Origin of the sequence: Bradyrhizobium sp. Bra78 (assembly GCF_024519855.1) — a bacterium.
Taxonomy (GTDB): Bacteria; Pseudomonadota; Alphaproteobacteria; order Rhizobiales; family Xanthobacteraceae; genus Bradyrhizobium; species Bradyrhizobium japonicum_G.
Genome location: NZ_JALJRE010000006.1, coordinates 114171 through 135541, shown reverse-complemented (window position 1 = coordinate 135541; position 21371 = coordinate 114171). Strand labels below are relative to the sequence as shown.

General features: G+C 63.8%; 16 protein-coding genes and 1 tRNA gene. 10 read left to right on the top strand and 7 right to left on the bottom strand.

Annotation, left to right across the window (positions count from 1 at the left end; genetic code table 11):
- Positions 1 to 19 precede the first annotated feature (19 nt).
- The 6 genes from OC450_RS15715 (at position 20) to OC450_RS15690 (ending at position 7608) form a co-directional block, all read left to right on the top strand.
- The gene (locus tag OC450_RS15715) at positions 20 to 772 is read left to right on the top strand and encodes a TetR/AcrR family transcriptional regulator (protein WP_211381991.1); all 753 of its coding nucleotides are present in this window, start codon (positions 20 to 22) and stop codon (positions 770 to 772) included.
- Between the two features lie 19 nt (positions 773 to 791).
- Positions 792 to 1763: an ABC transporter permease gene (locus tag OC450_RS15710; protein WP_211381990.1), complete on the top strand. Its 972-nt coding sequence runs from the start codon at positions 792 to 794 to the stop codon at positions 1761 to 1763.
- 40 nt (positions 1764 to 1803) lie between these two features.
- On the top strand, positions 1804 to 2820 hold the full coding sequence (locus tag OC450_RS15705) for a sugar ABC transporter substrate-binding protein (RefSeq protein ID WP_256805599.1): 1017 nt from the start codon (positions 1804 to 1806) through the stop codon (positions 2818 to 2820).
- A 77-nt stretch (positions 2821 to 2897) separates the two neighbouring features.
- Positions 2898 to 5021 carry an ABC transporter permease gene (locus tag OC450_RS15700; RefSeq protein WP_262048245.1) on the top strand — a complete coding sequence of 708 codons (2124 nt, stop codon included), beginning with the start codon at positions 2898 to 2900 and terminating at the stop codon, positions 5019 to 5021.
- The gene (locus tag OC450_RS15695; RefSeq protein WP_211381987.1) at positions 5018 to 6115 is read left to right on the top strand and encodes a hypothetical protein; all 1098 of its coding nucleotides are present in this window, start codon (positions 5018 to 5020) and stop codon (positions 6113 to 6115) included. The genes OC450_RS15700 and OC450_RS15695 overlap by 4 nt, the downstream gene beginning before the upstream one ends.
- Positions 6112 to 7608 (top strand): sugar ABC transporter ATP-binding protein, encoded by a 1497-nt coding sequence (locus tag OC450_RS15690; RefSeq protein WP_211381986.1) that lies wholly within the window; start codon positions 6112 to 6114, stop codon positions 7606 to 7608. Before OC450_RS15695 ends, OC450_RS15690 begins: the two co-directional genes overlap by 4 nt.
- A 9-nt stretch (positions 7609 to 7617) precedes the next feature.
- Here the strand turns inward: OC450_RS15690 and OC450_RS15685 are convergent, their stop codons facing one another.
- The 3 genes from OC450_RS15685 to OC450_RS15675 form a co-directional block, all read right to left on the bottom strand.
- Positions 7618 to 8106: a DUF2059 domain-containing protein gene (locus OC450_RS15685; protein WP_262048244.1), complete on the bottom strand. Its 489-nt coding sequence runs from the start codon at positions 8104 to 8106 to the stop codon at positions 7618 to 7620.
- A gap of 32 nt (positions 8107 to 8138) precedes the next feature.
- On the bottom strand, positions 8139 to 9356 hold the full coding sequence (locus OC450_RS15680; protein ID WP_262048243.1) for an OpgC domain-containing protein: 1218 nt from the start codon (positions 9354 to 9356) through the stop codon (positions 8139 to 8141).
- Between the two features lie 297 nt (positions 9357 to 9653).
- A complete protein-coding gene (locus OC450_RS15675; RefSeq protein WP_262048309.1) occupies positions 9654 to 12707 on the bottom strand; it encodes an ATP-binding protein in 3054 nt (1017 codons plus the stop codon).
- A 290-nt stretch (positions 12708 to 12997) separates the two neighbouring features.
- On the opposite strand from OC450_RS15675, the gene OC450_RS15670 reads away from it, so the two are divergent.
- Positions 12998 to 13489 (top strand): hypothetical protein, encoded by a 492-nt coding sequence (locus tag OC450_RS15670; RefSeq protein WP_211381983.1) that lies wholly within the window; start codon positions 12998 to 13000, stop codon positions 13487 to 13489.
- A gap of 334 nt (positions 13490 to 13823) precedes the next feature.
- Here OC450_RS15670 and OC450_RS15665 read toward each other — a convergent pair whose 3' ends face one another.
- The 3 genes from OC450_RS15665 to OC450_RS15655 form a co-directional block, all read right to left on the bottom strand.
- The gene (locus tag OC450_RS15665) at positions 13824 to 14684 is read right to left on the bottom strand and encodes a L,D-transpeptidase (RefSeq protein WP_256805596.1); all 861 of its coding nucleotides are present in this window, start codon (positions 14682 to 14684) and stop codon (positions 13824 to 13826) included.
- Between the two features lie 225 nt (positions 14685 to 14909).
- Positions 14910 to 15878, bottom strand: a complete 969-nt coding sequence (locus OC450_RS15660) for an FkbM family methyltransferase (RefSeq protein WP_211381981.1) — start codon at positions 15876 to 15878, stop codon at positions 14910 to 14912.
- 225 nt (positions 15879 to 16103) lie between these two features.
- Positions 16104 to 16180, bottom strand: a tRNA-Met gene (locus tag OC450_RS15655).
- 313 nt (positions 16181 to 16493) lie between these two features.
- Between OC450_RS15655 and OC450_RS15650 the strand changes: the two genes are divergently transcribed.
- Entirely contained in the window at positions 16494 to 17963 is a 1470-nt protein-coding gene (locus tag OC450_RS15650) for a coniferyl aldehyde dehydrogenase (RefSeq protein WP_211381980.1), read from the top strand.
- Positions 17964 to 18081: 118 nt separating this feature from the next.
- On the top strand, positions 18082 to 19674 hold the full coding sequence (locus OC450_RS15645) for a GMC family oxidoreductase (protein ID WP_211381979.1): 1593 nt from the start codon (positions 18082 to 18084) through the stop codon (positions 19672 to 19674).
- 159 nt (positions 19675 to 19833) lie between these two features.
- On the opposite strand, the gene OC450_RS15640 is transcribed toward OC450_RS15645, so the two are convergent.
- Positions 19834 to 20595, bottom strand: a complete 762-nt coding sequence (locus tag OC450_RS15640) for an SDR family oxidoreductase (RefSeq protein WP_262048242.1) — start codon at positions 20593 to 20595, stop codon at positions 19834 to 19836.
- A gap of 118 nt (positions 20596 to 20713) precedes the next feature.
- On the opposite strand from OC450_RS15640, the gene OC450_RS15635 reads away from it, so the two are divergent.
- The gene (locus OC450_RS15635; protein ID WP_211381977.1) at positions 20714 to 21226 is read left to right on the top strand and encodes a CvpA family protein; all 513 of its coding nucleotides are present in this window, start codon (positions 20714 to 20716) and stop codon (positions 21224 to 21226) included.
- Positions 21227 to 21371: the final 145 nt, after the last annotated feature.

Genomic DNA, 21371 nt, shown 5'->3' with positions numbered 1-21371 from the left:
AGAAATTTAGGGAGGCAGCGTGAATCTCGCGCGCCGACGACCTTGGACGAACGCGTTCTCGACGGAAGCGCTGTGCACGCGCATTCTGGAGCGTCATCGCGACTCCATCCGCGTCCAGAAGCCACGTCTCGCCGTCGCAAATCTCGCGCGCATCATCGGTGCAACCCTCACGCTCTCCAACAAGCAGGGCTTTCACGCCACGACGCTGCGCCAGCTCGCGGAAGCCTCCGGGCTGAGCATGGGCGGCCTCTATACGTATATCGACAGCAAGCCCAGGCTCCTGTCGATGATCCTCGACGAAGTCGCGGCAACGACGACCGAGGTGCTGACAGCGCCCCCCGACGACGTCAGGGACGACGCCCACAAGCACCTCGACTGGATCATCGCGACCCACATCCGCATGAGCGAGGCGATGCAGCCCTGGTTCGTCTTCGCTTTCATGGAGGCGAAGTCCTTTCCGCCAGCGGAACGCCAGCGTGCGATCGACATGGAAGCCATGACGGAGAAGATCATCGCCGACGTCCTCAGGCAGGGCGTCGCCAGCGGCGCCTTCACGATCGACCATGTCAAGCTCACGGCGTCATTGATCAAGCCGCTGCTCCAGGACTGGTACGTCAAACGCGCCAAGTATCGCAAGCGCGGCACGTCGATCGACGGCTACATCGATGGAGTCGGCAACCTCCTGAGCGCCGCCTTGTCGAATGGCAACCGCACGAACGGACGCACGTCCGCCAGGGCACGTGCGAGGCCAAAGCAGATGGCGCACCCATAGTCCCAGGAAGGGCCAAACGATGAAGCGTTTCCGGTTCAATCAGCAAGAGATCGTCTTCGCCGTCTTCGCGCTGCTGTTTCTGGTGTTTTCGATCTTCCTGCGCGGCTTTCTGACCGCAGACAACATGCTGACGCTGCTCCAGAACGTCGCGGTGCTGGGCATCCTCGGCCTTGCCATGGCGATCGTCGTGATCGGGCGCGGCATCGACATCTCGTTGATCGCAGCGCTGGCGGTGCCGCCGGGGCTGGTCTTGCAGATGGTGCAGAACGGTCACTCGCTGCCGGCTTCGCTGCTGACCGCCGTACTGCTCACGATCGCCTTCGGTCTCGTCAATGGCTGGCTGATCGCATACGCCGAAGTCCCCTCGCTGTTTGCGACGCTCGCAACCGGCCTGCTCCTCGCCGGTCTCGGGCAGGCTGCGCTGTTCCAGCTCGACGTCGTGCAGTGGAGTCCCGGTATGGACGGCTTCGAGCGGCTCGGACAGGGCACCGTTCTCGGCATTCCGACGTCGATCTGGATGTTCGCGATCGCCTGCATCGTGGTCGCGTTCCTGCTGCGCAAGACCCGCTGGGGTGCCTATATCTACGCGATCGGCGACAACCCCTACGCCGCACGCGTGACCGGCATCCCGGCCCGCCCGATCATCGTCCTGCAATATGTGATCACCGCCCTGATTGGCTGCTTTGCCGGCCTCGTGATGGCGGCCTCCGTCAATTCGATGCCGACCCGCGTCTTCAACTCGACACTGATCTACGATGTCATCCTGGTCGTGGTGCTCGGCGGCATCGGGCTATCCGGCGGACGCGGCGGCGTGCTGAACGTCGTCATCGGCACGCTCGTGATCGGCACGATGCTCAACGGCATGACCATCATGGACATCTCCTATGCCGGCCAGAACCTGATCAAGGGCGTGGTCCTGCTGCTCGCCGTCATCACGGATTCCTTCCTGAATCCACGCAACGAAGAAACCGCACAACAGGGCGACATCTGAACCAACGACAACAACGACAACCACAACCAAGGAGGAAGCAATGAAGCATTTCGGAAGCCCGACCAAGGCCATCCTTGCCGCACTGGGCCTTGCGGCCATGACTGCACCGGCCCTCGCCCAGCAGGGCCTGGACGAGCCGTTCCAGAAGCCGTTCAAGGAGGCACTGGCCGGCAAGACTGTCGCCTATGTTCCGGTCGCCATGAACTTCGACCTCACCGAGGGCTGGTATGCCGGATTGAAGAAGGAGCTCGAGCCGTTCGGCGTCAAGTTCGTGATCCGCGATGCCAACTGGAACACCAATGCCGGCGCACAAGCCGTCACGTCGCTGATCTCGGAGAAGCCGGCGGTGATGGTGGTCCATAATCCCGACGTGCAGACCTATGCGAAGCTGCTGCAGCGCGCGGAGAACGAGGGCATCTACGTCATCCAGATCAACATGGGCTCGGCCTATCGCAGCTCCGCCTTCGTTGGCGCCAACTGGGTCGAGATCGGCGAACGCCAGACCGAAGCCGTGGTCAAGGCCTGCGAGGGCAAGTCGAACAAGATCGCGATCATCCAGGGGGCGCTGTCGGCGGCCGCGAGCGCCTATACGCTCAAGGGCGTCGAGAACGTGCTCGCCAAGCATCCTGAAATCAAGGTGGTGTCGAGCCAGGCCGCCGATTGGGACGCCGCCAAGGCCAAGGCGATCACGCAGACGGTGCTGAAGCAGAATCCCGATCTCTGCGGCATCGTCGGCTTCTGGGACGGCATGGACATCGGCACCGCAGCGGCCGTCAAGGAAGCCGGCCTCACCGGCAAGGTGTTCGTGGCGACGTCGGGCGGCGGCGAGCGCAAGGGCGCGTGCGAGCTGGTGAAATCAGGCGCGTTCGATCTCAACATGAGCTACGACGTGCCGACGCAGGCCGCGCAGATGGCGGGCACGATCAAATGGCTGCTGTCGTCTGGCGTCAAGCCCGGCTCGATCAAGGGCTCGGAATACACGACGCTGATTCCGATCACCAAGGAGAACGCCGACAGCCAGACCGCCTGCTGGAACCTCAGCGACCTCAAGAAATAGCTGTCGCGACGCAAGACCCAGGCGTCCCGGACGATCGCTCGTCCGGGACGCGGCCCCTAAACTTGCAAGGTTCTGGAATGCCGATGCGCGACACCCTGACAAGCCTGCGTTACCGCTACTGGCCCGATCATCTGCTCGGTGAAATCCTGTCCAAGCGATGGACCGAGACGGCCATCCCGGTCATCCTGCTCCTGATCGTCGGCCTCGCGCTCAGCCGATCCATCGACAATTTCCTGTCGCCGGCGAGCCTCGCCGACACCGCGCGTCAGGCCGGAGAGATCGGCTTCATCGCGCTCGGGCTCGCGCTGGTCGTCATCGTCGGCGGCATCGATCTGTCCGTCGGATCGATCTTCGCGCTGACGGATTTCTGCGCGCTTTATCTGCTCGACGTGCTGGACTGGCCGGTCCCGGCGGTGGTGGCGGCCACACTGCTCTGCGGTGCGCTGCTCGGCGCCGTCAACGGCGTGCTGATCGGATATCTGCGGCTGCGCGCCTTCATCACCACGCTGATCACGCTGATCATCTACCGCTCGGCCTACGATCTCCTGATCCAGCGCTACTCCAACGCGATCGCATCGGCCTTCCCAGATATCCCATCCTGGGATTTCATCGGCGGTGGCAGCGTCTTCGGCATTCCGACCGTGGCGCTGGTCTATATCGTCGTCGCCATCGTCGGCCATATCTTCATGACCCGGCTCCGGCCGGGCTGGCACATCACGGCGATTGGCGGATCGCGCCGTTCGGCGTACAATTCAGGCATTCCCGTCCGCCGCACGATTGCACTCTGCTATGTCGCAAGCGGCGTGCTGACCAGCATCGGTGCGCTGTTCTTCGCATCCCGGCTCGGCACCGTCGGCGGCGACATCGGCGTCGGGCTCGAGGTGATCGTGCTGACGGCTACGGTACTGGGCGGAATCACGCTCGGCGGCGGCAAGGGCTCGGTCGCAAAATCGGCAGTCGGCGTTCTGATCGTGCTGCTGATCACCAACGGCCTGACGACCATGAATGCGCGCGGCGGCGTCAACCGGATGGCGCTCGCCGGCATCCTGCTCGCCGCGGCCATGGTCGATATCCGCTGGCAGAAGAACCGCACCCGTATCATCAGCAAGGTCTATGTCGCGCCAACCTATCACGCGCTGCCGCCGCCACCGCCGACCGAAATCGGGCAAGGCGGCCCGTTCGAGCAGAACGACAAGCTGCGTAACGTCGAGTCGATCGGCCTCGGCCGGATCGAGGCGCCGGAGGACGTCATCCTCGATCGCCACGACAACCTCTATGCGGGATCCCGTCACGGCGACATCATGCGCTTCCTCGCACCCGACTATCAGAAGATGGAGGTGTTCGCCCATATCGGCGGCCAGCCGCTCGGCATGGCCTTCGACCGCGAGGACAATCTCTATGTCTGCATCGGCGGCATGGGACTCTATCGCATCACGCCTGACGGCACGGTGGAAAAGGCCACCGACGAGACCAACCGCAGCATGCGCTCGGTCAACGACGACAGCCGCCTGCGGCTCGCCGACGACCTCGACATCACCGACGACGGTCTGATCTTCTTCTCCGAGGCGACCGTGCGTTACGAGATGGACGAGTGGCCGATCGACGGCCTCGAGGCGCGCGGCAACGGCCGCATCATCTCCTACGACACCAAGACCGGCGTGACCCGCACCGAGTTGCGCGGTCTCAAATTCCCCAACGGCATCTGCGTCGCCAGCGACGGCCAATCGATCCTGTTCGCCGAAACCTTCGGCTGCTCGATCAAGCGCTATTGGTTCGCCGGACCGAAGAAGGGCAAGGTCGAGGTCGTCATGGACAATCTGCCGGGCTACCCCGACAACATCAACCTTGCCTCCGACGGCAATTACTGGCTGGCACTGGTCGGCATGCGCAGCCCCTCTCTCGACCTCGCCTGGAAGATGCCCGGCTTCCGCCGCCGCATGGGCAAGCGCGTGCCGGTCGACGAATGGTTGTTTCCCAACATCAACACGGGCTGTGTGGTCAAGTTCAACGAGCAGGGCAAAATCGTCGAATCTTTCTGGGACCTGCGCGGCGAGAACCATCCGATGATCACCTCGATGCGCGAGCATCGCGGCTATCTCTATCTCGGCGGCATCCTCAACAACCGGATCGGCCGCTACAAGCTCGACAATGCCGATCCGAACTTCGTCCAGTACGACAAGCGGTGGGGGAAGCAGTCGTGATCGCAGCCGTCAGGGAGTTCGCAAACCGCTTTCTTGGACGCGGCGACGCCACCATCACCGTGCCGTCCTTCGACGGCGCGCTGAAGCCCAACCAGAAGCTGGAATCGGCCGAGACCTTGCTGACCTGCGAGGCGCCCGAGGACCTCGCGACGGATGGAAGCAACCTCTACATCGCGGACGGTCAGCGGCTGATGTCCCTGACTGGCGGCCAGGCATCGGAAGTCCGGAGCTTCGAGCAGCCGATCTCGGCCCTGTGTGCCCTTCCCGGCGGCGGCCTCGCCGTCGCCCTCGGCGGACGCGAGGTACATCTCTACGCAAACGCGTCGGCCGAGCAGCCAGGCGTGACGTTCGCCGATACGGCGTTCAACGCCATCAACGCGCTCGCGCTGGCGGGCGACAACACGCTGATTGCGACGGACGGCTCAGCGACATGCGGCGTCGACGACTGGGCGCGCGACCTGATGGAGCTCAACCGGAGCGGCCGCGTGTTCAGGCTGGATCCCGGCAGCAAGGTCGTGACGCCTCTCGCGCAGGGGCTCGGCCACGCCTTCGGCGCGTGTGCGCATGGCAACGGCGCGCTGGTCAGCGAGAGCTGGCGCCATCGCCTGGTTCTGGTGACGCCGGGCGCATCGCCAAAGGTCGTGCTTGCTCACCTGCCGGTCTATCCGTCGCGACTGACAAAAGCCGCGGGCGGCGGCTACTGGCTCACTGCCTTTACCGCGCGCACCCAGCTCATCGAGTTCGTGCTGCGCGAGCCGGGTTACCGCCGCCGCATGATGGCCGAGATCGATCCGGCCTACTGGGTCGCGCCTCGACTGCGCTCGGGCCTCTCGTTCAAGGAACCGATGCAGGGCGCGCACATCAAGACCATGGGTGTCATCAAGCCGTGGGCGCCGCCGCGGTCCTATGGCCTCGTCATCCGCCTCAACGCGGATGGCCAGCCGCTCTATTCGCTGCACAGCCGGGTCGACGGCGTCAACCACGGCATCGTTGCGGCGGTCGAACTGGGCGGCGATCTCGTCCTGATCGCCAAGGGACCGGGCCGCGTGCTGCGACTGTCCCTGTCCGGCCTTGCCGAGGAGTTTTGCTCATGAGCGACATCGCACTCTCGCTGCGCAAGGCCACGAAACTCTACGCCGGTGTGCCCGCCATCGACGGGGTGGATTTCGACCTCCGCCGCGGCGAGATCCACGCGCTGGTCGGCGAGAACGGCGCAGGCAAGTCGACCCTGACCAAGGTGATGGCGGGCGTGGTGACGCTGACCTCGGGCACCATGACGGTCGATGGCGCGGACGTCGCGCCGCGGACGCCGCTGGAGGCGCGCAATCTCGGCATCGCCATGGTGTTCCAGGAGAACAGCCTGGTGCCGACCATGACGGTGGCGCAGAATCTGTTTCTCGGGCAGGAGAGGTTCTACAACCGCCTGCGCGGCATCTACATCGCCGCGCAGCAGTTTTTGCAATCGCTCAATTTCGACGTCACGCCGACTGCGACCGTCGGCGGCCTCGGTGCCGCCAAGAAGCAGATGGTCGAGATCGCGCGCGCGGTCCTGCATCGCGCCAAGGTCATCATCTTCGACGAGCCGACCGCGTCGCTGACGCCGGAGGAAAAGAAATACTTCTTCGACCTCGTCCGCGATCTCAAGAAGCGCGGCGTCTCGATCGTCTTCATCTCGCACGCCCTCGAAGAGGCCCTGTTGCTGGCCGACCGCATCACCGTCCTGCGCGACGGCAAGCATGTCGTGACCGATGATGCCGCCAAATTCGACCGTGCCGCCATCGTGCAGGCCATGGTCGGGCGCGACCTCTCCAATACACTCTACGGCGCGCGGAAGAGCACCGTGCGGCCGGCCGGCGCCCGCGTGCTCACGGTGCAGAATTTGAAGATGGCGCCGATGGTGAAGAACAATTCGCTGTCGGTCTTCGCAGGGCAGATCACCGGCGTGTTCGGTCTCGTCGGCGCGGGCCGCACCGAGACGTTCAAGATCGTCGCAGGCGTGCTCAAGCGCGACTTCTTTCACGGCGGCGAAATCCTGCTGCACGACAAGCCGGTGCGCTATCGGGTGCCGGCGCCGGCGGTCAAGGCCGGCATCGCCTATGTCACCGAAGATCGCAAGGTCGAGGGCTTCTTCGAGACGTCCTCGATCGCGCGCAACATCTATCTCGGCCTGCTGTCGAAGTTTCCCGGGGGACGCATGATGCTGTCGCGGCGGGAAGCCGAGACGGTGGGCAAGACCTGGATCGAGAAGCTCAGGGTTCGCGCCATCGGCGACCACGGCAAGGTGGTCGAGCTCTCCGGCGGCAATCAGCAGAAGGTCGTGATCGCCAAATCGCTGGTGCAGGAGCCGGACCTGATCATCTTCGACGAGCCCACCCGCGGCGTCGACGTCGGCGCCATCGTCGAGATCCACGAGCTGATCAACCAGCTCGCCGACGATGGCAAGGCGGTCGTCGTCATCTCGTCCTATTTGCCGGAGATCATGGCGCTCTCCGACCGCATCCTGGTCTCGCGCCAGGGCAAGGTCGTGGAGGAATTCTCCGCGCTGGACGCGACGGAGGAGAGGATCATGTACGCCGCCATCCACTAAAACGGCCGTTCAGGGCTTTCGCCCCTTCTGGCGTAGCGCCTCGATGAGGCGCTGCTTCAGTTCGTCGGTGGCCTTCTGGCTGACGTCCTGGCCGATCTGCGCGCTGGCCAGCGCCAGCGCATCCGCCTTCTCCAGATATTTCTGCCCGGCAGGCAGGGCATAGAACGCCTCGATCTGGCGCAACTCGTCCGTGGTGAAGGTTGCGGCATAAGCGGCGGCGATCTGGTCGATCATCGCGGCGACGTACGGGGCGTAAATCTGGGCGCCGGGAGCTGTCATCGAGTCATAGTCGCGCTCGATCTCCGGCCGGTCCTGCGCGACCACGGGCCTGAGCTTGAGCAGCAGTTGCGGAAGCGCGTTGCGATACTGGTCCGCGATCCTCAGCGTGACCACGAGCTTGCGCGCCGCGGTCATCGCCTCCGGCGACGGCGGCTCGGCGGACGCGCCGCCGGCGAGGAGCAGAAGCAGGCCGGCGATCGTCAAAAAGCGTTTGGACATGAAACTCTCCACGATGCGGGCGACGCGTTTCTTCAACGGCTGGCAGGCGCCATGGCGGCGGTCGCCGGCGCGCTGTTCGGCGTGACCTCGTCAGGCTCCTCGACCTCCGTCACCTTCACAAACAGCTCCGGCACCTTGCGGGCGCGGTCGAGCAGCCACGCGGCGCCGATCTGAATCATGATGCCGACAAAGGACACGACGAGCTGCTCCCAGACGCCCTTCGTGTATTGCGTCAGGATCCAATGCGCCGAGAACGACAGGAACACGCCCAGGCAGAAGATCGGCAGCGAATGCTGGCCGCAGAGGATGACCGGGCGCAGCCATTTCAAATGCAGCGCCTTCCAGTGGCGCTGGACGAAATAGGTCACCCAGATCGCCAGCGCCAGAAAATGCGTGAAGCGCAGCATGTCGAGGTCGGTCTTGTCGATCGGGTAGATCGCCTTGATCATCCATTTCGGGACCATCGCCTCGAGTGCGTGGATGTGCCAGGTCATCACGATCAGGAGGGCGAAGGCGATCCACGCCGCGGCCAGCCCCATCACTGTCCTCGACCAGACCCATTTGGCGACCTTCTCGACCTGGCCGATGCCGCACCAGGCCGCGAACACGAACATCAGTTGCCAGCAGAACGGGTTGAAGTACCAGGTCGTGCCGGGCGGATAGGAGGCCAGGTTCCAGTCGAACCAGCGCGACAGCGCGTAGAGCACGACGGACGCCGCGAGCGTCAGGTTCGGCCGGCGCACCAGGCACCACACGATGAAGGGCGAGGCGAACACCAGCGTGATGTAGAGCGGCAGCACGTCGAGATTGACCGGCTTGTAGCGCAGCGAGAGCGCTTGCCCGATCAGGATGTCCGGATGGTCGAGAAAGTTGTGAACGTTGAACTCGTCCGCATACATCGGGTTGTCGAACCTCCTGACCGTACGCGCGATCTGCGCGGTGAACAGCAGGAACAGCATGATGTGGGCGACGTACATCTCGGCCGCGCGCCGCCACAGCCGCTTCAGCGCGGCGAGAAACCAGCCGCCGGCGACGATCGGCCCGTAGATCCAGCCGACCAGATAGCCGGAGATGAAGACGAAGAACTCGGCGGCGTCGCTGAAGCCGTAATTGCGCAGCGTCAGCCAGGCCACGACGTCGTGCGGGATGTGGTCGAGAAAGATCATCCACAGTCCGATGCCGCGGAAGAGATCGAGCCGCAGATCGCGCTCGACCGGAGCAAGCAGAGCCGACTGGTCCCGTATGATCATGGCCCCGCCTCGTTCGGTGAGCGTCGCGCCGTTGCGGCGCCGGCAAAATGGAATGCTAAAAAAACTGAATCAAAAGTCACCTGGCCGTGCGGCCAGGGCCAACGGTAGCCGACCTTAGTGGGCGCGCAAGGGGCTTTGTCATCGGAGCAGGCAGCGTAGGCGCGCCGTCCTCTGCGCTGCACAATGGCGGACCCTTCAAAAACAGCGAAAACAACCCCATGCACAGTAGCCAACCCTCTGCGTCGCCTGCGGGATTTATTTGGCGCATCGGGCCGATATCGGCCGGCCCGGAGTGGGTCAGGTCAGCTCGTCGTCCCGCGCCAGCATCCCGTTCAGCATCGCCTCGGCCTTGCGCTGGAGCGGCAGCGCGCCGCTTTCGGAGGCGATTGCGATCGTGCCGTGCAGGGCGGCGAGAATGGCCGCCCTGCTCTCCTCGCTCGTGGACGGCGTCACCACGGCTTCGCCGAACAGGGCCTCGGCCTCGAGCCCGGCAAACCCCTGCTGCCGCGCCGTGTTGCGCGCCTCGCGCAGCATGTTCTGCGCGGCCTGGACATCGCCGAGGCGATAGGTGGCGAGCGCCAGATAGATCGAGCTGCGCAACACCGCGGAGGTATAGCCGACCGCCTTGGCCTCCTCGCGCGCCTCAGTCAGCATGCCGCGCGCGCGGTCGAACAGCCCCTGCTCCAGATAGGCGATGCCGAGATGGCAGGCGAGCACCGGCACGAACAGCCGGATGCCGTGCTTCTGCGCCAGCACGTAGCCGTCCTCGAGAACGGCAGCGGCCGCCGCCGGCTCGTTGCGGCCGAGCATCAGCCAGCCGCCGCTATAGGCGGCCGCGACGCAGTCGTAGGGCCGATTGGTCTCCGCTGCGATCGCCGCAGCCTCTTGCTGGAGCTGCTCCGCGATATCCAATTCGCCCATGACGGTATGGGTGAAGCTCTTCATCATGCAGCAGAGCAGCAGCAGATATCTTGGAGTCGTCCCGATCGGGGCACTGGCTTGCGGCCCGGCCAGCTGGGCGTGAGCCAGTGCCAATGTCTGCCCGGCGTCACTGTAGCAACCAGCGAGGAAATAGGCTTGCCCGAGACCATATCGTGCGAGGTTGAGCCAGCCCAGATTGTCCCAGCCCTCCGCGAGACGGACGACCTCTTCATTGACCGCAACCGCTTCGACCGGCGCTCCATAGAAGTTCTGCGCACCGGCTCTGACCGTCATGGCGGCGACCTTGCGTCCGATATCATCGATCGCGTCGGCCCGCCGCTCGGCCTCTTTTCCAAGGTCGAGCCACTCGGCAATCTGACCGGACGCGATGAACGCCGCGCGTGCTTCCATGCGAAGATCTATGGCGTCGGCCTCCCGCAAGGGAGCCATCGGAGTCTTGTCGAGCGCGTCCATTGCGATCTCGAAATAGTTGGCCGCATCCGCAAAGGCCGAGCGGCTCAAACATTTTCGTCCTGCACTTCTGCCCTGACCGAACGCCCTGCGCCAATCCTTGGCCCGCACCGCATGATAGCACAGCGTATCGGGTTCATCGGCGTAAGCTCCGTCGCCCTCCAGGGTCTCGAGAATGCGCGCGTGAATGCCTTCGCGCACCTTTTCAACCATCGAATCATACGTCACCTGACGTACCATCTCGTGCCGAAACTCGAGCGCGTCGTCCAACTCGCTGTCGATCCTGACCAGCAGCTCGGCGCGATCGAGCGCCGCAAGGCAATCCTGGAGGACGTTCTCGGGCAACTCTACGAGCTTGCGCAGCATTGCGGCACGCGATCGCGGCCCGAGCGCCGACGCCATCTGCAAGACGGAACGTTCCTGCCTCGACACGCGATCGAGGCGCGCCGCGATCACGCCCTGGATGCTGGTGGGGATACCAAGCTCATCGATGGGACGCACCAGCGCGAGATCGCCCCACTGGCCGCGAAGCGTTCCGCTGTCCCTCAATCCGCGGCAGACCTCCTCGATGAACAGGGGGACATTGGCCGTGTGGGAAATTATCCGGCTTTTCAGATCGGCGTTCGCCGCGGAGGGGCCGAGCATGTCAGCCAGCATGGCCAGCCCCGAATCGTCGTCGAGAGGTCGCATCGCGACGACCTCGGCGCGGCAGCGCGCAATCCATACCGGCATGCCGTTAGGCCTGGAGGTGAGGAGCACGAGAAGACCTGGCACTTGCAGCGAAGCAATCGCAGCGATGACGGTATCGCTGGCCCGATCGATCCAATGCAGGTCCTCGACCAGAAGCACGGTGCGGCGGCGGCCCGCCACACTCTCGACGATGGCGCAACTCGCATCGGAAATCGCGCGTCCCCGCGCATGAGGCTCCAACTCGTTCCACTGCGGCTCCGATATCGGCAGATCAAGCACGGCATCGAGGGCGCATTGCTGGATCAGCGGCCGATCCTTTCGCGGGTCAGACGGACCGTCCGGATCCTTGCCGGCGGCATCCAGGATCGAGAGCAGCAGGCGCTTGAGCGTACTGAATGGCGCGCCCTGGAGGTTCGGACTGCACTCGGCGTCGATCAAGCGCCAGCCATCCGCCTTGAGCTGCTGGGCAAACTCATGCGCGAGACGCGACTTTCCGATGCCGGCGTCACCCAGCAACAGCACGGTCTGCCGGCCGGCACCGACGCATTCCGCGGCGCGGCCCAGCAGGGCCCGCTCCGTCGTGCGGTCGAAGAACCTTGAAATGCTGCGTGCCCGTCGTACGCGCCAGCTCGAGAGATCGCTGGCGCCGACGACCCGATAGACCGGCAGCGGCTGGCTGAAGCCGCGCAGCGCCCTGCAGCCCAGAAATTCAAACCGGACATGGCCATCCGCAAGCCTCTGGCAGGCTTCCGACACGTAGATCTGATTGGCTTCGGCCGCCGACTCCAGCCGCGCGGCGAGATGCTGGGCGGCACCGCCGATCTCGTAGACCTTGGAAAACTCGCTGGCGACCATGTAGGCAACCACATGTCCCGAATGGAGGCCGACCCGCACCTGCAGCCCGGGATCGCCGAGGCTTCCGACCCGCCGGACCAGCTCGATCGCCGCGTGGCAGGCCAATGGCGCATGGTTGTCGTCCGCGATCGGAGCGCCGAACACCGCTGCGAGTCCATCGCCCAACTCCTTGCTGACGATGCCTCCAAACTGACGTACCGCGGCCCTCATGGCTGCCAAGGCCGGCTCCAGGCGCGAGACGGCCTCCTCCGGCTCCAGCTCGGCAACAAGCCCGGTGGAATCGACCACGTCGGCGCGGAGAATCGTAACGAAGCGGCGCTCGCTTTCAGGATCGGCGCGTCGTGCGGCCGCCCCGCATTTGGGACACCAGCTATCGCCCGGATCGATCGTCGATTGACACGCGACGCAGTGCATTCCTGTGCCTTCAGAGGTCACGGCGTCGTTCCCGGCCGACCGGCGCACGCGAGGAGTTTGACGCAAGATTACCTATCGGGAAATGCATGGCAATCGAACTTGCACAGAAGCATGGCTGCATCACCAAACAGTGGCTCTCTGGACGAAGCACATTCGCGAGTGATAGCTTTTGCATGCGCGAGAATGGGGCCGCGCGTTCTAGGGGCGCCGAAGGCTTTCGATCTGGCCAACGAGCTTTGCTGGGCTGCACGTTACCCTGATTGGCTTAGATCATATCGAAGGACAAGGCGATGGGTGGAAGGACATACAGCGGCAAGCCGTTCAGGGATTTGATGAACAGCAATTACTACCCGCTGGCGAACATGAAGAAGAGCGTGGCGAAGCTCAAGGCATCGGACGACATCGATCTGCCGACCCTGGAATACGGCCAGTACCACCTGATTCTGAACCCCGCATCGACCTGGCCGCAGGGAAGCGCCAAGTACTGGCACAAGGAGAAGGGCCGGGCTCGTCTCGATCTCAGCACCCAGCCGAACACAGTGCCCCTGTCCAGGGATGAGCCGGGCGTCATTCCGCTGACGCGATGCGATCTGCTCGATGCCTGCGTCCGGAAATGCTTCAACTCCGAGCCGCCGATCCCGATGAAGACCAACATCATCGTCCACGAGCCGAGCGATGCCTATGCCCACCGGCACGAGATCCGGCTGGAGTGGGAGTACAAGAAGGGCGCGGACAAGCCAACGCTGCTCCATCTGACGATGGTCTGTCCGCACAGGGACTGATCTTCGGCCGCCTTTGGCTCGATCAGGAGAATCCTCATCATCGCCTCTCGCGCGCTCACGGGCACGCGAGAGGCATTTGTTTCAGGCGGTCCACGGCAAGACCGTCGCTGTCAGTTTCGCGTCAGCCGAGGGCTGTCGCCGCGCGTCGCGTCTGTCCCATCTCCGTCATGGGCCTGTCGTACGATTCGCTGCCTCCTGAATCATGACAGGAGCGGCCGATGCCCGTTGGACTGCTGGAGGTCGAAGGCACCATCGAGGTCAAGCAGTTCTGACCGGCGCGACGACCTGAATTGCCTCCTTGTCCCCGGTTGCAGACCGAGGACGGAGGACTGAGTTACTGGACCTCGGCGATCTTCGGTCCAGATGACAGCATCTGCGCGCTAGTTGCCGAGGGCCGGTTCGACGGCGATGCCGAGTCCGGCGATCGGAAAGCGGCGTCGGGCGGCGTTCCCTGCAATGGTCGGCGGGCAGCGGTTGCCGGAAGCACGATCACTTTCGCTCCGACTTTCACCCGCTCATAAAGGTCGACGACATCCTCATTGGTCAGCCGGATACAGCCGGACGAAACCCGCTTCCCGATCGTATCGGGCTTGTTGGTGCCGTGAATTCTATATTCGGTCTCGCCCAGATACATCGCCCGGGCGCCGAGCGGGTTGCCGGGACCGCCTGCCATGAACCGCGGCAGATAAGGCTGACGCACAACCATCTCCACAGGCGGATGCCAATCCGGCCATTCTGCCTTACGGGCCACGGTCTGCTCACCGGACCACGTGAAACCTTCGCGGCCAACACCGATGCCGTAGCGCAGTGCTTGCGCGTCGTTCAGAACGAAATAGAGGAACGTGTTTTTGGTATCTATGATCACGGTGCCCGGGGTCTGGCGGCTGGCGTAGTCAACCACCTGCCGAACCAATGCTCCGGGACCGTCAGCGGCTTTTGGCGGTTCGACCAGAGCGGCCGGCGCCGGAATCGGAGCCGGAGCTGGCGCCGACGCATGAACCGGAGTTGCCACGTAGACCGGAGTTGACGATGCCTGGGCCTGGGCCGCGGACGGCTTCCGTGTCGGCTGCACGCTCGCCGGGCGAGACAGCAAACCGTACCCCAACGCGGCAAGGGCCACGGCGCCAATAACGACTCTCCCGGCCATTGGCAGTGCGAGCGTCTCCGCCTTTCCACGTTTGGCCCGCTTGCCCATGTCTTCCCCCGGATCACTATGCCCGGAAGAGGTACCCAGTAAGATTTAAGAAACTTCGAAGCGAGCTCGCTCAGGCTGGAACCGTTAACGGTGGTTAACGCCGAACTCTTATTCCGACGACCTATGATCGTCTCGATATGCCGGGCCCTGCCTGAGGTTCGGTTGGGGATGACCAGCACGGCGAGAGCCCCGGGTGCAAAAGCTGATACTTACAGGCAGTCGGGTTCAACTTTTGGGAAGCTGGATGGACGCCATGTAGTCGCGGATCGACTGGTCGGGGATCGCCTTGCGCGCAATCAGGTGGTGAACGCAGTTCGCGGCAAGGTCGAACGAGCGGTAGCAATGATGAGCAATCATTGCGAGATGTTTCAGTTGCTCGACCGTCATGTCGGCTGGCCGCATGAAGTTTCGCACGTAGACGATGTCCGCCTCCAGCAACTGGTTCATCGCCGCATAGGGATTGGACGGGTCGCTCAAGGGAGCGATCATTCGCTGATTGATCGCCGTAAAGGCGTGAGGAATGAACCCCTGCTTGCGCAATTCCCCATCGATATCGCCGAACGTCGGCTGCTCCTTGTAGAGGCAGAGAAACGAGACCTCCGTTTGGATGGCGACCGCCTGCTTCAGCTTCTGCCGTCCGCTTCCGAACACGGCGAGTTCGGAGCCCTGAACGTCGATCTTCAGGAAATCCAGGTCCCGGATTTCGGCAATATCGTCGAGCCTGCGGGTCTGGACCGGATGTTCACTGACCACGGTGCCCCATTCGGCGAATTTCGCAAAGTGCGAGAGTGCGTTCTGATCCGGGAGCAGCAGGCTCGTCATTCCCGGTATTCGGCAGAGGCGCAGCTTTGCCTTGTGCCCGTTTCCGACGACGTAGTGGTAGTAGCTCTCCAGGTCGCTCTTGCGGGCGTTGAGCTCGGCGAGCGCCGCGTCCTGCGGTTCAAAGCCAACGACGGTGCAAAGCCTTCGTTGCAGCATCGCCTTGTAGGGCGGGTCACCATCAATCGGATTGGCCCCGACGTCGACCACCGAGGTGAGCCGCGCCGGCTGGATGAGATCATTCAGAAGGTCGTGTTCGTTGCTGGTCATATGCGGTGAAGCCATGAAAACAGAGATAGACGCGTGTGAAGTGAAGGTCAGACCGGAAAGCAGACATCGGTCAAGGAGTGTGTGGGGCTGTTTGAGGACCCGCAACCGTCGCTCCCCTCAACCTCCGCCACCATCGACGAGCCGTCATCGCGATATGTCGGACGGCTCGGTGGCGCCCGTAAACGAGGCATGCCGAAGACCCTTCATGCGATTGGTCTCCAACAGTGATGGCAATTGGTTGAGTTCGGACGCCGACAAGCGAATGTTGACGGTATCAGATCAAAGAAAAGCCCTTGAAAACATAATGTTCTCAAGGGCTTTTCCTTATCTTGGTTGCGGGGATAGGATTTGAACCTATGACCTTCAGGTTATGAGCCTGACGAGCTACCGGGCTGCTCCACCCCGCGTTAAACGTTGCCTTGCCTTCGCGAAAATGCCGGAGACGGTGGATGGAGGGCCGGCGCTGTACGCGTGGCTTGCTCTTCCGTCCCAAAGGCTTCCTTGGAAGGCAACCCCGGGCAAGGCCCGTCGGGTGCAGGGCGTATCTATCAACCCGGGCTGCCTTTGGAAAGGGCTGCGGGAACGTTTTTTTCGAGTTTATGACAGGCGGATGGACCAAATTCGGGTCGGTTTGGCGCGCCCTTGCCAGAAGTTCCACAAAGGGCCAGCTTGCGGCAACAAAACCAAGGGGCGAACGCCGCTTCAAGAGGGAGAACGCCCATGGACCGATCCCTGGATCGCGCCTTGAACCAATCCTTGGACAATTCGCCAGCGAGCGCCCCGCAGCTGGCCCTCGAGGACGCCTTCCATGCCATGGTCGCGCGGTCGCGGACCGAGCCGGCGTCTGACCTCGCCGAGCGGCTCGACCGGCTGGCGCGGCTGCGCGCCGTCGTCGCCGACAACGAGGAACGCTTCCGCCAGGCGATCTCGGCCGATTTCGGCCACCGCTCGGCGGTCGAGACCACCATCGCCGAAGCCATGATGGTCTACGGCGAGATCCGGCATGCCACAAAGCACCTGAAGAGCTGGATGGCGCCGCAACGCGTCGCCACCGCGCTGCAATTCCTGCCCGCGCGCAACCGGCTGATCCCGCAAGCACTCGGCGTCGTCGGCATCATCGCGCCCTGGAATTATCCGCTCCAGCTCACGCTCGCGCCCGCGATCGGCGCGCTCGCCGCCGGCAACCGTGTCATCATCAAGCCGAGCGAGCTGGCCCCCAGCTTCTCCGCGCTGCTGAAGGAGACGGTCGGGCAGAGATTCGACGCGACCGAGTTGCTCGTTACCAGCGTGGAGGACGAGGTCGCAAAAACCTTCGCTCACCTGCCGTTCGATCATCTGGTCTTCACCGGCTCGACGCGGGTTGGGCGGCTGGTCGCGGAGGCCGCGGGGCGCAATCTGACGCCTGTCACGCTCGAGCTCGGCGGCAAGTCACCCGCCATCATCGACGCCTCCGCCGATCTCGAAGAGGCGGCCGAGCGCATCGCCTATGGCAAGCTGCTCAATGCCGGGCAGACCTGCATCGCGCCGGACTACGTGCTGGTGCCCGAGCACGCATTGCAGGCCTTCGCCGAAAAAGTGCGCGCGCAGATGCGGCGCATGTTCGGCACCGACCCCGCAAACAAGGACTACACCTCCATCATTTCCGACCGGCATTATGCGCGACTGGAAGGTCTGGTCGCCGATGCGGCAAGCCGCGGCGCAAAGATCCTGCAACCGGCGAAGGCAGACGATCCGAACTGGAAGGCGCACCGCAAATTCCCTCCGACGCTGATCGTCGGAGGGACCGGAGAGATGGCCGCGATGCAGGAGGAGATTTTTGGTCCCGTGCTGCCGGTGCTCGGCTATCGCGAGCCGGCAGACGCCATCGCCTTCATCAATGCCCGTGACCGGCCGCTGGCGCTGTACTGGTTCGGCAAGGACCGGATTGCGCGCGAGACGGTGCTGACGCGCACGATCTCCGGCGGCGTCACCGTCAACGACTGCCTGTTCCACTTCGCGCAAATCAACCAGCCGATGGGCGGCGTCGGCGCGTCCGGCACCGGCGCCTATCACGGCGAATGGGGATTTCGTACGTTCAGCAAGCTGAAGCCGGTGTTCTACCGCTCCAGGTTCAACCGCCTCGCCGACCTCTATCCGCCCTACGGCGGCAAGATCGCGCGGCTGGAGAAATTGATGCGGTTCATGTCGTAAAGTCTCAACGCCGTCATTACGAGCGAAGCGAAGCAATCCAGACCGTCACCACGGAGGGATACTGGATTGCTTCGCTTCGCTCGCACTGACGACAAAAAAAGCAAATGGGGGAAACCAGGTGACTGACACATTCGATTTCGTCGTCGTGGGCGCGGGCTCCGGCGGCTGCGCGGTGGCAGGAAGGCTGTCCGAGGATGCGGGGACATCCGTGGCACTGCTCGATGCCGGCGGGCGAAACGACAATTGGCGGATCACCACGCCATTCGGGCTCGCTTTGCCATACAGCGCGGCCAACTGGGCCTTCGATACTGTGCCGCAGAAGGGATTGAACGGCCGGATCGGCTATCAACCGCGCGGCAAGGGCCTCGGCGGCTCCTCGGCGATCAACGCCATGGTCTACATCCGCGGCAACAAATGGGACTACGACCACTGGGCCTCGCTCGGCAATGCCGGCTGGTCGTACGCCGACGTGCTGCCCTATTTCAAGCGCTCGGAGAACAACACCGATTTCGACGGCGCGTATCACGGCAAAGGGGGCCCGCTGCATGTCAACAAACTGCGCTCGGACAATCCGATCCACGACGTCTTCCATCAGGCCGCGCGGGAGGCGCAATTCCGCATCCGCGAGGACTTCAATGAAGAGGACCACGAAGGGCTCGGCAGCTACCAGGTGACGCAGCACAATGGCGAGCGCTGGAGCGCGGCGCGTGCCTACGTTCAGCCCCATATGGACAAGCGCGCGAATCTGCGCGTCGAGACGGGGGCGCAGGCGACGAAAATCCTGTTCGAAGGTGGACGCGCGGTCGGCATCGAATATGTCCAGGGCAAGCAGACCAAGCAGCTGCGCGCCCGCCGCGAGGTGATCCTCGCCTCCGGCGCCTTCCAGTCACCGCAACTGCTGATGCTGTCGGGCGTCGGCGATGGCGATGCGCTTCGCGCGCACGGCATTGGCGTCGTGCATCATTTGCCGGGCGTCGGGCGCAATCTGCAGGACCATCCGGACTTCGTGTTCGTGTACGCCTCCGACTATCCGCACTTCGTTCATTCATCGCTCGGTCGGCTGCCATCCCTGCTCCGCGCCATCCAGCGGTACCGCCGCGAGCGACGCGGCCTGATGACCACCAATTTCGCCGAGTGTGGCGGCTTCCTGAAGACGCAGGCCCACCTCGACGTGCCGGACATTCAGCTCCACTTCATCATCGCGATGCTCGACGACCACGGCCGCAAGAAGCACAAGGAGGCAGGCTTCTCGTGCCATGTCTGCCTGCTCAGGCCGAAGAGCCGCGGCAGCGTGTGGCTGAAAAGCACCGATCCGTTCGCTGCCCCCATGATCGATCCGAACTTTCTGGGCGAGGCGGAGGATCTCGAGACGATGGTCGCGGGCTTCAAGACCACGCGACGGCTGATGGAGACACCGGCGATGCGCGCGTTGCAGAAGAAGGACATGTTCACGTCCGGTGTGAGAACGGACGACGACATCCGCGCCATCCTGCGCAATCGCGTCGACACCGTCTATCACCCCGTCGGCACCTGCAAGATGGGCACCGATGCGATGGCCGTGGTGGATCCGTCGCTGAAGGTGCACGGCGTCGAGGCTTTGCGCGTTGTCGACGCCTCGATCATGCCGACGCTGATCGGCGGCAATACCAATGCGCCGACCATCATGATCGGGGAGAAGGCGGCGGATATGATCCGGGCGGAGATGCGGTAGCTCTTCTCCCTCTCCCCGCTTGCGGGGAGAGGGTTGGGGTGAGGGGAAGTCTCCGCGAGGACGGATGCAGTTGAATCTGCGGAGGCTCCCCCTCACCCGCATCGCATCTTCGATGCGGTGCGACCTCTCCCCGCAAGCGGGGCGAGGTGAAGAAAGAGCTCAATTCAGCAGAAACCCGCCGTCCACCGTCACCACGCTCCCCGTCATGTACCGCGACGCCTGCGAGGCCAGCAGCAGGATCGCGCCGTCGAGATCGGACTCGGCGCCGACGCGGCGCTGGGGGATACGCTTGGCCAGGCGCTCGCCCGGCGGCGTCGACCAGAATGCGTGGTTCATCTCGGTGTCGACGTAGCCGGGCGCGAGCGCGTTGATGCGGATGTTCTGCCCGGCGAGCTCGAGCGCCATCGCCCTGGTCGCCTGGATGATGCCCGCCTTGGAGATCGCGTAAGGCGACACAGCCTTCAGCACGCCGGTGCCGAGTACGGAGGCAATGTTGACGATGTTGCCGGGCTGCTTGCGCGCGATCATGCGCCGCGCAACTTCCGTCGCGAGGAAATAGGCGCCCTTCAGATTGGCGCCGATTACGGCATCCCAATCGGATTCGGTCTGCTCGGTTGCGAGCTTCTCGATCGCGATGCCGGCATTGTTGACCAGCACCGTGATCGGACCGAGCGCGGCTTCCGCCGCATCGACGGCTTTCGCAATCGAAGCGATATCTGTGACGTCGAGCGCGACCGCGGCGGCGCGGCCACCCTTGCCGCGGATGTCCTGTTCCAGATTCTTCAACTTTTCCGTTTGCCGCGCCGCCAGCGCGACGGCCGCGCCATGCGCCGCCAGCACCCGGGCAAATTGCCGCCCCAGCCCCTGGCTCGCGCCCGTCACGAGGATGGTTTCTTTACTGACGTCGAATAGGTCTGACATGACGATTTCCCTGGACGTGTTCCCGCGCTTTTGGAGCCCATCAATACAGACGATTTTAACGATCTGAAACCGGAACGATCGGTTCAGCGTTCATTCGTTCCATGGCAGGGCTTTCGCAATGAACAGTTTCGATCTCGCGGTCTATGCGGCGTTCGCAGTTGCAATCGGATTTGGCTTCAGGACCGGCCTGCTCGGCAGCGCCATGACCATCCTCGCCTATCTCCTCGCCGCCCCCATCGCCGTCGCGCTGATGCCGCTGATCGTCCCGCAGGTCGCAAGCAATCCGAATCCACCGCTGTTTCAGAACTGGATCTGGTTCTTCGGCATCTTCGTCGTGGTCGGCATGCTGTTTGGATATATCGGCCGCCTGGCGCTGAGCGACACCATACGCGACGCCGGCATCGGCGACCGGCTCGGCGGCGCCGCGCTCGGCGCGATCAGGGTCGGCCTCGTCGCCACCACGCTGGTGCTGGTGTTCGACCAGATCGTGCCGGCCAACCGCCAGCCGCCGTTCCTCGCCGGCTCGCATCTGCGGCCGCTGTTCTCGGCCGCCGGCCAGATGGGCTTCAAGTCGCTGCCACCGGAGGCGGCCTCCGCGATCGACCGCCTCAAGCAGGAACGGCGCATCTAGCTCATTGTCTGGGCATGAACTTTTCGGAAAACTGCGGACACTTTTCCGGATCATGCCCGCACATTTGCATCGCCGCGCCGACGCGCATGCATTTTGGTGCGAGCCCGTCCCTTATCAGCGGCGTCGAGGTTGGCTAGAGTGCCGC

Coding starts and splice junctions, on each gene's coding strand:
- OC450_RS15710 (WP_211381990.1), top strand. CDS start 792: ATGAAGCGTTTCCGGTTCAATCAGCAAGAGATCGTCTTCGCCGTCTTC.
- OC450_RS15670 (WP_211381983.1), top strand. CDS start 12,998: ATGGGTGGAAGGACATACAGCGGCAAGCCGTTCAGGGATTTGATGAAC.
- OC450_RS15650 (WP_211381980.1), top strand. CDS start 16,494: ATGGACCGATCCCTGGATCGCGCCTTGAACCAATCCTTGGACAATTCG.
- OC450_RS15665 (WP_256805596.1), bottom strand. CDS start 14,684: ATGGGCAAGCGGGCCAAACGTGGAAAGGCGGAGACGCTCGCACTGCCA.
- OC450_RS15640 (WP_262048242.1), bottom strand. CDS start 20,595: ATGTCAGACCTATTCGACGTCAGTAAAGAAACCATCCTCGTGACGGGC.
- OC450_RS15690 (WP_211381986.1), top strand. CDS start 6,112: ATGAGCGACATCGCACTCTCGCTGCGCAAGGCCACGAAACTCTACGCC.
- OC450_RS15705 (WP_256805599.1), top strand. CDS start 1,804: ATGAAGCATTTCGGAAGCCCGACCAAGGCCATCCTTGCCGCACTGGGC.
- OC450_RS15680 (WP_262048243.1), bottom strand. CDS start 9,356: ATGATCATACGGGACCAGTCGGCTCTGCTTGCTCCGGTCGAGCGCGAT.
- OC450_RS15685 (WP_262048244.1), bottom strand. CDS start 8,106: ATGTCCAAACGCTTTTTGACGATCGCCGGCCTGCTTCTGCTCCTCGCC.
- OC450_RS15635 (WP_211381977.1), top strand. CDS start 20,714: ATGAACAGTTTCGATCTCGCGGTCTATGCGGCGTTCGCAGTTGCAATC.
- OC450_RS15675 (WP_262048309.1), bottom strand. CDS start 12,707: ATGCACTGCGTCGCGTGTCAATCGACGATCGATCCGGGCGATAGCTGG.
- OC450_RS15700 (WP_262048245.1), top strand. CDS start 2,898: ATGCCGATGCGCGACACCCTGACAAGCCTGCGTTACCGCTACTGGCCC.